Annotated in this window: 12 protein-coding genes; 1 reads left to right on the top strand and 11 read right to left on the bottom strand. The window is 46.5% G+C overall.

Annotated features, from left to right (window positions below; genetic code table 11):
* Positions 1 to 31: 31 nt before the first annotated feature.
* The 3 genes from Q9R36_RS16260 to rpsU all read right to left on the bottom strand — a co-directional run bounded on the left by Q9R36_RS16260 (position 32) and on the right by rpsU (position 2,232).
* Complete coding sequence (locus Q9R36_RS16260; protein WP_094767035.1) at positions 32 to 1,372, bottom strand: NfeD family protein; 1,341 nt, start codon at positions 1,370 to 1,372, stop codon at positions 32 to 34.
* A 225-nt stretch (positions 1,373 to 1,597) separates the two neighbouring features.
* A complete protein-coding gene (locus Q9R36_RS16255) occupies positions 1,598 to 2,041 on the bottom strand; it encodes a GatB/YqeY domain-containing protein (RefSeq protein WP_009791390.1) in 444 nt (147 codons plus the stop codon).
* Between the two features lie 17 nt (positions 2,042 to 2,058).
* Positions 2,059 to 2,232, bottom strand: a complete 174-nt coding sequence (rpsU, locus tag Q9R36_RS16250; RefSeq protein WP_009791389.1) for a 30S ribosomal protein S21 — start codon at positions 2,230 to 2,232, stop codon at positions 2,059 to 2,061.
* Between the two features lie 244 nt (positions 2,233 to 2,476).
* On the opposite strand from rpsU, the gene Q9R36_RS16245 reads away from it, so the two are divergent.
* Complete coding sequence (locus Q9R36_RS16245) at positions 2,477 to 3,397, top strand: Na/Pi symporter (RefSeq protein ID WP_148949015.1); 921 nt, start codon at positions 2,477 to 2,479, stop codon at positions 3,395 to 3,397.
* A gap of 49 nt (positions 3,398 to 3,446) precedes the next feature.
* On the opposite strand, the gene deoC is transcribed toward Q9R36_RS16245, so the two are convergent.
* The 8 genes from deoC to hrcA all read right to left on the bottom strand — a co-directional run bounded on the left by deoC (position 3,447) and on the right by hrcA (position 12,660).
* Positions 3,447 to 4,118 (bottom strand): deoxyribose-phosphate aldolase, encoded by a 672-nt coding sequence (deoC, locus tag Q9R36_RS16240; protein ID WP_311225523.1) that lies wholly within the window; start codon positions 4,116 to 4,118, stop codon positions 3,447 to 3,449.
* Between the two features lie 231 nt (positions 4,119 to 4,349).
* Entirely contained in the window at positions 4,350 to 5,702 is a 1,353-nt protein-coding gene (mtaB, locus tag Q9R36_RS16235) for a tRNA (N(6)-L-threonylcarbamoyladenosine(37)-C(2))-methylthiotransferase MtaB (RefSeq protein ID WP_009791386.1), read from the bottom strand.
* A gap of 5 nt (positions 5,703 to 5,707) precedes the next feature.
* Complete coding sequence (locus tag Q9R36_RS16230) at positions 5,708 to 6,454, bottom strand: 16S rRNA (uracil(1498)-N(3))-methyltransferase (protein ID WP_009791385.1); 747 nt, start codon at positions 6,452 to 6,454, stop codon at positions 5,708 to 5,710.
* A 143-nt stretch (positions 6,455 to 6,597) separates the two neighbouring features.
* Complete coding sequence (gene prmA, locus Q9R36_RS16225) at positions 6,598 to 7,536, bottom strand: 50S ribosomal protein L11 methyltransferase (RefSeq protein WP_101550344.1); 939 nt, start codon at positions 7,534 to 7,536, stop codon at positions 6,598 to 6,600.
* A gap of 21 nt (positions 7,537 to 7,557) precedes the next feature.
* Positions 7,558 to 8,679 (bottom strand): molecular chaperone DnaJ, encoded by a 1,122-nt coding sequence (dnaJ, locus tag Q9R36_RS16220; protein ID WP_094767031.1) that lies wholly within the window; start codon positions 8,677 to 8,679, stop codon positions 7,558 to 7,560.
* Between the two features lie 332 nt (positions 8,680 to 9,011).
* Positions 9,012 to 10,841, bottom strand: coding sequence for a molecular chaperone DnaK (dnaK, locus tag Q9R36_RS16215; RefSeq protein ID WP_009796260.1), 1,830 nt, complete (start codon positions 10,839 to 10,841; stop codon positions 9,012 to 9,014).
* Positions 10,842 to 10,871: 30 nt separating this feature from the next.
* Positions 10,872 to 11,495 carry a nucleotide exchange factor GrpE gene (gene grpE, locus Q9R36_RS16210; protein ID WP_101550346.1) on the bottom strand — a complete coding sequence of 208 codons (624 nt, stop codon included), beginning with the start codon at positions 11,493 to 11,495 and terminating at the stop codon, positions 10,872 to 10,874.
* 133 nt (positions 11,496 to 11,628) lie between these two features.
* Positions 11,629 to 12,660, bottom strand: coding sequence for a heat-inducible transcriptional repressor HrcA (hrcA, locus tag Q9R36_RS16205; RefSeq protein WP_009796262.1), 1,032 nt, complete (start codon positions 12,658 to 12,660; stop codon positions 11,629 to 11,631).
* Positions 12,661 to 12,739: the final 79 nt, after the last annotated feature.

Here is a 12,739-nt window from a genome sequence, read left to right as displayed (position 1 = left end):
ATTTGTCATCCCTGTTTCCACGGGAGTCCATTCATTGATCGGCTTTTTTTTCCATATCAAGCATTTCTCTCACAACAATCCGGGAGCCTTCTGCTTTTACGACCCTTAACCTTGCCCCTTTCTGGATAAAACCGCCTTCGCTGACAACATCGATTCTTTCATCCTCGAGCACAGCCGTCCCGGCCGGCCTTAATGCAGTCAGAGCATAGCCTTCAAGACCGATAAGCTCTGCACGCGTCTTGTTTGAGATATACCCTTTCTCAGTGCTTGTCGAATCGCTCAATATAATTTTCCTGAAGAATTTCATTTTTTTACCAAACACCTTTATCATTAAGATGGATACCAAAATAGAAATGCCAATGGCAATCAAAATGGATACGGCCGTATGGACAACGTTGTCAGTTGCAAGAAACAAGCTTCCTACAACCGAAACAAGGCCTATTGCCCCGGCAATCCCTCCTGGAAGGAAAAACTCCAGTATGATCAGCCCCAGGCCGACCAAAAACAAAACGATGGACTCATATCCTGCCAGGCCTGCAACCATATGGCCGTAAAAAAACAGCAGGAGGGCAGCAAGTCCCATCGATCCCGGGATGCCGAATCCCGGCGAGTAAAGCTCAAGCACAAGTCCCAGGCTGCCGACAGACAAGAGAATCGGCACAACAACCGGGTGGGTGATAAAACGGGCTATTTTCTCTGCAAAGCTTTCATCCAGGCTCCTGATCTCTGCCCCTGAGTAGCCAAGAGTGTCCAGCAGTTCATCAAGAGATGAAACAGTGCCTTCAGAATACCCTGCCTGCTCTGCCTGCTCTGATGTCAAAGTGAGAAGCTTCCCTTTTGGGGCGCCATATTCCGGCAGATCAACCGACTCATCCGCCATGGCCAGTGCTATCTCCGGATCCCTGCCAGACTGGTTAGCAGCACTCTTCATTGCGCTCAGCCAATAGGATTCCGCTTTCTTTCCTGCGGTGTTCCCTGATTGATCGATAATGGCAGCAGATCCCATGACAGCACCAGGCACCATGTATATTTCATCCATATTCAAAGAGATATAGGCACCGGCCGACAGGGCCTGATTATTGACAAAGGACACCGTCTTCAATTCTGTTTCCGCAAGCAGCTTGCCTATTTTCCCGGCAGCATCCACTGCGCCCCCAGGTGTATCCATTTCAAAAATAATGGCAGAAGCCCCATTCTCTTCAGCGGTGCTGACAGCCCTGTTCAAAAATGCATAAAGGCCTTTTTCCACTGTTTCTTCAATGGGAACAACGTATACCACTTCATTATCAGCATTCCCTTTTTCGGGAATCAGCATAATCAGCAGGATGCCCAAAAACGCCAGCAGAGTGACTGCCCTTCTGAGAGCCACCATTTTCTCCTCCTTTCCCAAACAAAAGTTAATCTTCTTTTACTTACGTTTTAAAAAGAAAAAAGATTCATTTTTAGCACATTTTCTCTTTTCGGCATTATTTTTTCCTATGTAATAGTTTTTAACAGCGGCACACCTTCCATACGTACCCTGAATTTATTGCAGTATGCCGCTCACAAGCAATAAAAAGACCGCAGGCAGATTGCTTGCGGTCTTTTGGCATACTTTTCATGAAAGGTGTTGTTGTACAAGTTTATTTACAAGTGAGCCGTCCGCTTTGCCTTTTACTTTAGGCATAATGGCAGACATCACTTTTCCCATATCGGCTTTTCCTGATGCTCCAGTTTCTTCGATTGTCTCCTGGACAATCTTTGATACTTCATCCTCAGACAGCTGCTTGGGCATATATAGCTCGACGAATATCAATTCGTTCCGCAATTTTTCAACAAGGTCTTCACGACCTGCTTTTTCAAATTCATGGAGGGAGTCCTTGCGTTGTTTCACTTCGCGAGAAAGGACAGTTAACTCCTGCTCTTCGTTAAGCTCTCCGCCAAGCTTGATGGCTTCATTCTGCAGAGATGCTTTAATCATCCGAATGACAGTGAGTTTATCTTTTTCTTTGTTTTTCATCGCTTGTTTCATATCATCATTTAAACGCTCGAGAAGACTCATAGTTGATACACCCTCTCTTAGAACTTACGTTTTCTAGCAGCTTCGGACTTCTTCTTGCGCTTTACACTAGGTTTTTCGTAGAATTCGCGCTTTCTCGCCTCTTGTAAAGTACCTGTTTTAGATACAGAACGTTTGAAGCGACGAAGAGCATCTTCAAGCGATTCGTTCTTTTTAACGACTGTTTTAGACATTCTCTTTCCCTCCCTCCGAGCACAACACACTTACATCAGAAACATAGATTTCCATGTACCTTGCAATTATAATATAACAGTGATACAAGGTCAACTGTAATTCATCACGGGCAGGTGCAGTTTTTTTTTTTGCAGGCTCTGTCCTTTCATTTAATTTACCATAGAAGCGGTAAAATTAAACCCTTTTCGCAAGGCATGTCCAGTCCCATTCCTTCATAGAGTTTAAATGAAGGAGTGAGAACGCATGCTGCTGATTATCCTGTTTTTATTGTTGATTATTTTTTTCATATACGGAATGGCACTGTTAAGATCAGGGTTATACGGACTTTCCGGTGATTCATTCAAGCGGAAGATCGCCGCTTACACCCATTTCCCCTGGCAGGGGATGCTGGCAGGAATGCTGATTACTGCTGTCCTGCAAAGCAGCTCTGCTGTTATGGTGTTGACTATCGGCCTTATTTCCGCCCGGATCCTGACCTTCCCCCAATCGATCGGCATCATCTTGGGAACAAATATTGGAACGACGTTTACAACAGAATTCATCACCTTCAATATCGAGTCTCTCATCATCCCCCTGGCAGCAGCCGGGTCTTGCCTTATCTTATTTGGCAGAAAGGCACTGAAGCATATTGGTATGGGAATCCTTGGCATCTCCATTGTACTTTCCTCGATGAAGGGCTTTGAATTTCTAGCTTCCCCGCTGCAGGGTGTCCCTTTTCTGACCGATATTCTCGGGCTTATGGAGAACAGCCATCTGACCGGTGCGGCAGTTGGCATGGTGCTGACAGCGATCATCCAATCCAGCACTGCGGCTGTGGGGATCATCATGGGGTTTCTGAACGGCGGGATCATAGAATTGGATACAGGCATAGCCTTTATGCTCGGAGCCAATATCGGGACCTGCCTCACTGCCTATCTTGCATCCATTGGCGCAGGGAAGGAGGCGCGCCTCACTGCCTTTGCACATATCTGGCTGAATATAGCGGGAGCAGCCCTTTTCCTCCCTTTCATAGCCTCCCTTTCCTCATTCGGCGAATGGGCAGCGGCCGAACCGGATGTCCAGCTGGCACATGTGAGTGTATTATTCAATGTGCTCACTTCTTTAATGGTACTGCCGTTTGCTGAACATTTTGGAAGGTTAATTATGAAGATCCATGACAAATAAAAAAAGACAGGCCAGCAATTGATGCTGGCCTGTCTTTTCCATTTAGTAATCAGTAATCTGAATCGCTCGTTAATCCATTAACGATCGCCACTCCGGAGCTTGCACCGATTCTTGTAGCTCCTGCTTCAATCATCTGCTGAGCATCTTCGGTGCTGCGGACACCGCCTGATGCTTTAACACCGATTTCAGGACCGACTGTTTTTCTCATCAGCCTGATATCTTCAACGGTTGCGCCCCCAGTAGAAAAACCTGTAGAAGTTTTAACAAAATCTGTGCCTGCTTTTACAGCCAGCTCACATGCCAGGACCTTCTCTTCCTCTGTAAGGAGGGATGTTTCAATAATGACCTTTGTAAGTGCCTTCCCTTTTGCCACCTCAACGACTGCACGGATATCTGCTTCTACAAGATCACTGCTGCCGCTCTTTAATGCACCGATATTAATAACCATATCTACTTCAGTTGCGCCGTTCTCAATGGCATTTTTAGTTTCAAATGCTTTTACCTCAGGTGTTGACGCCCCCAGCGGAAAGCCGATGACAGTGCAGACATCTACGCCTGAACCCTCCAGCAGTTCACTCGCGTAGCTGACCCACGCAGGGTTAACACAGACAGACGCGAAACTGTATTCTTTAGCTTCTGAACAAAGTACCTCAATCTGTTCTTTTGTCGCATCTGCTTTCAATAATGTATGATCGATCATTTTTGCTACATTAGTTGCCATATCAATGGTTCTCCTTTCAACAAACAAGTTGTCCGTACCTCTACATCATACCATTGTCTTATCGAAAAAAGTAGCTGAAATTATGGGTTTTAATCGTTTTTTGCAATCGTTTTCTTCATCCCGTCTATTTTTTCTATATTAAAAGGGAAATATGTAGACCGAAGAATCCTCCGGCCGATTTTTGACAAAAAAAAGAATGGGGAATACTCCCCATTCTTTTTTATCACATACTTAGACAGCCGCTTCTTCGTATACAGCATCCTCGTCAACGACCCGGACAAACTGTCCTTCATTAAAAGGATAGCCTGCCTTGGATATCTTGACTTTCACGATTTTCCCTACCATCTCTTCTGATGCTGGGAATACGACTTTCAGGTAGTTGTCAGTATACCCGACATAAAGCCCGCTCTCAGGATCTTCCTTGTAAATTTCCTCAGGAATGACTTCAAGCACCTCATTTTCAAACTGTGATGCATATTCCTTTGCCAGCTGATCGGAAAGGGAAATAAGGCGGTGCACCCGCTCATTCTTAATTTCCTCATCAATCTGGTCTTCCATCCGGGCTGCAGGTGTACCGGTCCTTTTTGAATAAGGGAACACATGCAGCTCCGAGAATTTATGCTCTTTGATAAAATTGTAGGTTTCCATAAACTCTTCTTCGGTTTCACCAGGGAAGCCGACAATAACGTCAGATGTGACGGCAAGGCCGGGAAGCGCCTCTTTTAGGCGGTCAAGGCGCTCTGCAAAGAATTCCATTGTGTACTTTCTTCTCATTCTCTTAAGTACAGTATTAGAGCCTGACTGCAGAGGAATATGCAGGTGCCTTACGACCACTTCAGACTTGTCCATCACCTCAATCACTTCATCAGTGATCTGGCTTGCTTCGATAGAGGAAATGCGAAGACGCTTCAGGCCTTTTACCTGTGCCTCGAGATCCCTTAGCAGCATGGCAAGATTGTAATCCTTCATGTCTTCTCCATAGCCGCCTGTGTGGATGCCGGTCAGGACAATTTCCTTATAGCCTGCATCGACAAGCTGCTGCGCCTGGCGGATGACTTCCTGCGGATCGCGGGATCTCATCAAGCCCCGTGCCCACGGGATGATGCAGAATGTACAGAAGTTATTGCAGCCTTCCTGAATTTTCAGGGAAGCGCGTGTCCTGTCCGTGAAGGCAGGAACATCCAGTTCTTCGTACACACGGTTTTTCATAATATTTCCGACAGCATTGATCGGCTGGCGTTCTTGTTTATACTGTTCGATATACTCCAGCATCTTGACCCTGTCCTGTGTACCCACGACGATATCCACACCAGGTATGGCCATTATTTCTGCAGGCGAGGTCTGGGCGTAGCAGCCTGTTACACAGATTACAGCATCAGGATTCTTCCTGATCGCCCTTCTGATGACCTGGCGGCTTTTTTTATCACCTGTGTTTGTTACTGTACAGGTATTGATTATATATACATCGGATGCAGATTCAAAATCTGTCCGTTCGTAGCCTTCTTGCTTAAACAATTGCCAGATTGCTTCTGTTTCATAATGATTCACCTTACAGCCAAGTGTATGAAAAGCAACTGTTGCCATTGTATTCACCTCATTAGTTCAAAATGATAAGAAACAGCCGCAAGCGCATATAGCGGCGCTGTTTCAGTACGCAATATCCTCGGGCCAAGTCCGCATGACAAAAATCCATTGTCCTTTAAGAGTGCAACTTCCTTTTCCGAGAGGCCGCCTTCCGGGCCAAACACCATGAGAAGGGACTGCCCCTTTTCCATGCCCGACAAAAGAGATGCAAAAGCAGAGCTTTCCCCGTCTTTGGCATCTTCTTCATAGGCAATCACTTTACGGTCATAGCCCTTGCCCAGGTCTATCAGCTCTTTCATGCTCACAGGCTGGAGCACATCAGGCTGCAAATCTCTATGAGACTGCTCAGCCGCTTCTTTGGCGATTTTCTGCCAGCGTTCTGTTTTCTTTCCCGCTTTCTTCTCATCCCATTTTACAATCGAACGGGCTGCAGTAAAAGGGATAAACACTGAAGCTCCAAGCTCTGTCCCCTTTTGGATGATCAGCTCAAGCTTATCCCCTTTAGGCAATCCGCTCGCTATTGCAGCTTTGATTGGAAGCTCTGAGCTCGCTTCCTTCCATTGTACTACTTCCGCAATCACTTGTTCATCGGTAATTTCTTCAATCCGGCATACCGCACTCCTGCCGCCGCGGACGGCACAAATAATGCTGTCCCCTTCCTTCATGCGCATGACCCTTGTAATATGGTGGAAATCGTCGCCTGCTATGATGAATCTGCCATCCTTATCCCGATTTGTAAAATATCGCTGCATGGCTGCACCTGCCTACCTTTCCTTATTGCAAATGCCGTATGGCTGCTGCAAATCCGCCAAACGGAAAAAAGGGATTTTGAAGGACATGGGGTGTATCCCAGCTTCAAGTACTCCCGTTTTTCCCGTCCAGTCAAATATTTGTCTTATTTATTTTTGGCAATGATGGCGACCCAGTCTTCCATCTGCAGGATTTCTTCAATTTCGAACCCGGCCTGGATGATTGCCTCTTTGACCTGCTGCTTTTTCTGCTGAATGATGCCAGATGCAATGAAGCGTCCGCCTTTTTTCACCGTTTTGGCCACTTCATCTGTAAAGCGCAGGATGACCTCGGCAAGAATATTGGCAACTACGACATCGGCCCCTTCCTGCACTCCGTTTAACAGGTTGTTCTGCGAAACACTTACAATCTCATGCACCTTATTCAGCTTAATGTTAAGCCTTGCAGACTTAACAGCCACTTCGTCAAGATCAAGTGCTTCCACTTTTTCCGCCCCGAGCATGGCAGCAGCAATGCTGAGCACACCTGAACCGGTTCCGACGTCAACGACTCTGTCCCCTTGTGCCACCGTACGCTCCAGCGCCTGGATGCACATGACTGTCGTCGGATGTGTCCCGGTGCCAAAAGCCATGCCCGGATCAAGCTCGATAATCAATTCATCGCTGCTTACAGGCGTATAATCCTCCCAGGTCGGCACAATGGTGAACCGTTCAGATATTTTAACAGGATTATAATATTTTTTCCAGGCAGTGGCCCATTCCTCTTCGTTCACTTCACTGATCGTCACTTTATTAAGCCCGATATCAATATTGTAAAGGATAAGGCCATTGATGGCTTCCTTAATTTCATCCACCGTCTCGCCCAGGAAGCTGTTGACCGGAAGATAGGCTTTCACAATAACGCCTTCCTCTGGGTAATCTTGCGGATTGAGCTGGTAGATTTCACCGAATTGATCTTCTCTGTCTTTAATCAAATCAAACGGATCCTCAATGACTACTCCGCTTGCTCCGGCTTCATGCAAAATGTTTGAAATCGGTTCAATCGCCTCATTTGTTGTATGAATGCTGATTTCTGACCATTTCATTCTCTACCAACTCCCATTCCTTTATTCACCCTTAAAGGCTCTTTTTACCTTTGCGAAAAAGCTTTCTTCCTGTTCACCCTGCGGCACTTGGCCGCTCACTTCGCCAAACTCCTGCAGAAGCTGTTTCTGTTTTTCTGTCAGTTTTGTCGGCGTGACAATCCGCACAAGTATGTGCTGGTCGCCATTTCCATAGCCCCTCACATTCGGCACGCCTTTTCCTTTCAGGCGGAAGCGGGTGCCTGTCTGAGTCCCGGCAGGAACCTTCAGTTTCACTTTTCCGTGAAGGGTCGGCACCTCGATCTCATCACCAAGTGCTGCCTGGACAAAAGTGATTGGCATTTCACAGTAAATATCGTCAGCTTCGCGTTCAAAGAATTCATGGCCCCTGACATGGAATACTACATATAGATCTCCTGGAGGACCGCCGTTAATTCCTGGTTCCCCTTGTCCGGTCACGCGCAGCTGCTGTCCGTCATCAATGCCGGCCGGAATTTTTACATGGATCTTCTTCCGCTTGGTCACTTTGCCTGTGCCGCCGCAAGTTTGGCATTTTTCTTTGATTTCTTTGCCTGTGCCGCTGCAGTACTGGCAGACCCTTCTGTTGACAATCTTGCCGAACGGCGTATTCTGCTCAACATTCAGCTGGCCGGAGCCATGGCAATGCCGGCAAGTTTCAGGCTTAGTGCCAGGCTTGGCCCCTGAACCGTCGCAAGTCTCGCATGTTTCTTCCCTCGGTATTTCAATATCAGTTTCTTTTCCGAATACCGCTTCTTCAAAAGAAAGGGACATTGTATATTGAAGATCGGCCCCCTGCCTTGGTGCATTCGGATCCCTTCTCCTTCCACCGCCTCCGAAGAAAGTACTGAAGATATCTTCGAATCCGCCGAATCCGCCTCCGAAATCTCCTCCTCCAAAGCCCTGGTTGGGATCTGTATGGCCAAACTGGTCATAGTGGGCGCGTTTCTGATCATCACTCAAAACTTCGTATGCTTCTTTTACTTCCTTGAATTTCTCATCTGCGTCCGCTTCTTTATTAATATCAGGATGATACTTTTTTGAAAGCTTGCGGTAGGATTTCTTTATTTCATCCTTGCTGGCACTTTTGCTGACCCCCAGGACCTCATAATAATCCCGTTTGCTCATGAATTTCACACTCCCCGGTCATTTCACATAAAGATTATTGTATCACTCTATAAAGAAAAAGTGCAATAGTTAAACTAAAAGCGGAGGCGGCTTGTTCAGGCCCGACAAGCTTAAGACAAGGAAGAGCGGAAGGTTGTTCTTTAACCTTCTGATCTGCTTGGCTTAAGACTTCGAGGGCCTAGCCGCCGGAGCTGGATAAACTAAAAGCGGAGGGCGCTTGCCCTAATAAGGAACGCAGGCTAATCACCTGGCCTAATCACTGCTCCAGATTAAGAAAAAAAGCCAAAGTCAAGTGGAACCTGACTTTGACTTTTATATCCTGCTGCCTGCTATTATTTTTTGTCGTCGTCGTTTACTTCTTCGAATTCTGCGTCCACGACATTGTCATCTCCGCCTTGGCCTTCAGCACCCTGAGCTGCCTGAGCCTGCTTCGCTGCTTCTTCGTAGAGCTTCATAGAAAGATTTTGCACGATTTCCTGAAGGGCATCCTTTGCAGTGCGGATCTCTTCCAGCTCGTTCTTTTCGATTGCCGCCTTCAGTGCATCCTTAGCTTCGTTCGCTTTCGCAACTTCCGCTTCATCCACCTTGCCTTCAAGATCCTTTAAAGTTTTTTCAGTTGTGAAGACTAGCTGGTCTGCCTCATTGCGAAGCTCCACTTCTTCTTTGCGCTTTTTATCTGCTTCTGCATTTTCTTCTGCTGCCCTGACCATTTGCTGGATTTCATCGTCAGAAAGGCCTGTGGAAGATTTAATTGTAATTGTCTGCTCTTTGTTTGTTCCAAGATCTTTGGCGCGTACATTGACGATGCCGTTTTTGTCAATATCGAAGGATACTTCGATTTGAGGTATGCCGCGCGGTGCCGGCGGGATATCAGTCAATTGGAAGCGGCCAAGAGTTTTATTGTCAGCTGCCATTGGGCGTTCACCCTGAAGCACATGAATGTCAACAGCAGTCTGGCTGTCAGCCGCTGTAGAAAATACCTGGGACTTGGAAGTCGGGATTGTTGTGTTGCGTTCGATCAGCTTTGTGAACACTCCGCCCATTGTTTCGATTCCAAGTGATAATGGCGTTACATCCAATAGGACTACATCTTTAACATCTCCGGAAATGACTCCGCCCTGGATCGCTGCGCCCATAGCAACAACTTCATCAGGATTTACGCCTCTATGAGGGTCTTTTCCAACTTCCTTCTTGATTGCTTCCTGAACTGCAGGAATACGGGTTGAACCGCCGACAAGGATGACCTTATCAATTTCTGATGGAGAAAGCCCGGCATCTTTGAGCGCCTGGCGCGTAGGTCCCATTGTACGTTCTACAAGGCCCGCTGACAGTTCATCAAACTTCGCTCTGGACAGTGTAACCTCCAGGTGAAGAGGACCTGCATCCCCTGCAGTGATGAACGGAAGGGAGATTTGTGTAGAAGTGACGCCGGACAAATCTTTCTTTGCTTTTTCAGCTGCATCTTTCAAGCGCTGAAGCGCCATTTTGTCTTTTGAAAGGTCGATGCCGTTTTCTTTTTTGAACTGTTCTACTAGATAATCAATGACTACCTGGTCGAAGTCATCCCCTCCGAGACGGTTGTCGCCGGCAGTTGATTTAACTTCAAAAACTCCGTCGCCAAGCTCGAGGATGGATACATCAAATGTACCGCCGCCAAGGTCATAAACAAGGATTGTCTGGTCTTCGTCCATTTTGTCAAGACCGTATGCAAGAGCCGCTGCTGTAGGCTCGTTGATGATGCGCTCTACTTCCAGGCCGGCAATCCTGCCTGCATCTTTTGTCGCCTGGCGTTCAGCATCATTGAAATATGCTGGAACTGTGATAACAGCTTTCTCAACCTTTTCACCAAGATAATCTTCTGCATAGCCTTTAAGATACTGAAGGATGATAGCAGACATTTCCTGCGGCGTATATTCCTTGCCTTCTGCTTCCACTTTATGGTCTGTACCCATATGGCGTTTAACAGAAATGATCGTGTTTGGATTTGTAATGGATTGGCGCTTAGCTACCTCGCCAACCTGGCGTTCGCCGTTTTTGAATGCGACAACTGATGGAGTTGTACGGTTTCCTTCCGGATTCGGAATTACTTTAGGCTCTCCGCCTTCTAGAACGGATACACATGAGTTTGTAGTACCCAAGTCAATGCCAATGATTTTGCTCATGTTCCTTACCTCCCGATATATGTAGTTTTATTATTGGTTTACTTTTACCATTGCCGGACGGATGACCCTGTCCTTTAGCATGTAGCCTTTTTGGAATTCTTCCACAACTGTGTTGGATGCAAAGTTTTCGTCTTCAACCTGCATGACAGCCTGGTGCAGATGCGGATCAAACTCTTTTCCGACAGCCTCGATTGCTTCGGCGCCTTCTTTCTTGATCGCCTCCGCAAGACTGCGGTAAACCATTTCCATTCCCTGCTGGAGCGTTTTGGCCTGCTCATTGTCAGTTTCCATTTTCAGCGCTCTTTCGAAATTGTCAAGGGCTGGAAGCAGTTCAGTGATCAGTTTTTGTGCTCTATATTTTTCAGCCGCCTCCTGGTCAAGCTTTGCCCGGCGCCTGGAATTATCAAAGTCTGCCTGAAGACGGAGATAGCGGTTTTCTGCTTCCCCCAATTTCGCCTCAAGCTCTGCAATTTTTTCGTGTGCAGCCTTCAGCTCTGCTGAGTCTTCCTGGCCCATAGATGGCTCTTCACCATTTTCACCAGTTTCAGATGGTGCAGCTGATTCTCCGAAAACTGCTTCGATTGGCTCATTGCTGCCTTGTGCAGCGGCTGCTTCTTGTTCTTCTTCCTTTAAAAAGTCCTTATTGTCTGCCAACTAGTTCACCTCCCTTAAAGGTTAAGCATGCCTGGCGTGACTTGCATGCCATAGGACGCTGATTGGATATAAATATTTACACGCAATGAAAGGGATGGAAGACAGCTTCCACCCATCATCAATATTACCCGCGTCAGCTCTTTTGATACAGCTTCGTCAGGACGTCAGTGAGGTCTGCGCTGATAATCTGCAGCAGGCTGATCACCCTGGAATACTCCATCCTCGTCGGCCCAAGGACCGCGATGGTCCCCAGCTGCTCTGCCCCCATTGAATAGGTGGCAGTAATGAGGCTGCAGTTTTCCATGGCCGAGTTCTCATTCTCTCTGCCGATTTTAATATTGATTCCTGATTTATCTTTGCGTATTAAATCATAGATGCTTTCTTCCTGCTCAATCATATTCATCAGATTCCTGATTTTATTGATATCATGGAATTCCGGCTGGCTGAGCATGTTCGTCTTGCCGCCGAAAAAGAGTTTTTCATTGGCTGACAGCTTTAATATGTCAGCAAAAGAATAGAGCAGGAGATCATAGTGATTGACATGCTGCCTGAGCAGTACAGCCACTTCTTTATAGATTTTATCGTTGAGATTATCTATAGGCACACCGGCTAGCCGCTCATTCAGGATATTGACCAGTTTTTCTATTTCCCCAGGGTGGATATTCTCAGGTATGCTGAACATTTTGTTTTCCACATGCCCTGTATCAGTCACAATGATGGCTATGGCCGTATCCTTGTTCAGAGGGACAATCTGAATTTTTCTCAGCTTGTTTTCTTTAACGGCTGGACCAAGGACAATTGACGTATAGCTCGTCAGTTCTGACATGATTCTGGCAGATTTCTGCACAATCTTTTCGAGCTCATAAATCCGCTCTGCAAAGAGGGACTTAATGGTGAATATATCCTGCTGGTTCAGCTTCTGGGGTGACAAAAGATGGTCAACATAATAGCGATAGCCTTTTTCAGAAGGAACCCTTCCGGATGAGGTGTGTGTTTTCTCGATAAAACCCAATTCTTCTAAATCAGCCATTTCGTTTCGTATAGTGGCCGAACTGAAAGAAATTTCTTCTTTTTTCGACAGGCTCCTTGAACCGACTGGCTGGGCAGACCGAATGAAATCATCAACAATCACCTGGAAAATCAATAATTGACGATCTGTTAACACGTTTATCACCTCTGTTAGCACTCTTCAACAGTGAGTGCTAAATCTAATAATAAATTATCAAATTTATAGGCGCGATGTC

The organism is Bacillus sp. AG4(2022) (assembly GCF_031844465.1).
Taxonomy (GTDB): Bacteria; Bacillota; Bacilli; order Bacillales; family Cytobacillaceae; genus Bacillus_AB; species Bacillus_AB infantis.
Note: the sequence above shows the minus strand (reverse complement) of the source record. Positions and strands in the feature narration are given on the sequence as shown.

Coding starts and splice junctions, on each gene's coding strand:
- Q9R36_RS16260 (WP_094767035.1), bottom strand. CDS start 1,372: ATGGTGGCTCTCAGAAGGGCAGTCACTCTGCTGGCGTTTTTGGGCATC.
- Q9R36_RS16255 (WP_009791390.1), bottom strand. CDS start 2,041: ATGAGTCTTCTCGAGCGTTTAAATGATGATATGAAACAAGCGATGAAA.
- rpsU (WP_009791389.1), bottom strand. CDS start 2,232: ATGTCTAAAACAGTCGTTAAAAAGAACGAATCGCTTGAAGATGCTCTT.
- Q9R36_RS16245 (WP_148949015.1), top strand. CDS start 2,477: ATGCTGCTGATTATCCTGTTTTTATTGTTGATTATTTTTTTCATATAC.
- deoC (WP_311225523.1), bottom strand. CDS start 4,118: ATGGCAACTAATGTAGCAAAAATGATCGATCATACATTATTGAAAGCA.
- mtaB (WP_009791386.1), bottom strand. CDS start 5,702: ATGGCAACAGTTGCTTTTCATACACTTGGCTGTAAGGTGAATCATTAT.
- Q9R36_RS16230 (WP_009791385.1), bottom strand. CDS start 6,454: ATGCAGCGATATTTTACAAATCGGGATAAGGATGGCAGATTCATCATA.
- prmA (WP_101550344.1), bottom strand. CDS start 7,536: ATGAAATGGTCAGAAATCAGCATTCATACAACAAATGAGGCGATTGAA.
- dnaJ (WP_094767031.1), bottom strand. CDS start 8,679: ATGAGCAAACGGGATTATTATGAGGTCCTGGGGGTCAGCAAAAGTGCC.
- dnaK (WP_009796260.1), bottom strand. CDS start 10,841: ATGAGCAAAATCATTGGCATTGACTTGGGTACTACAAACTCATGTGTA.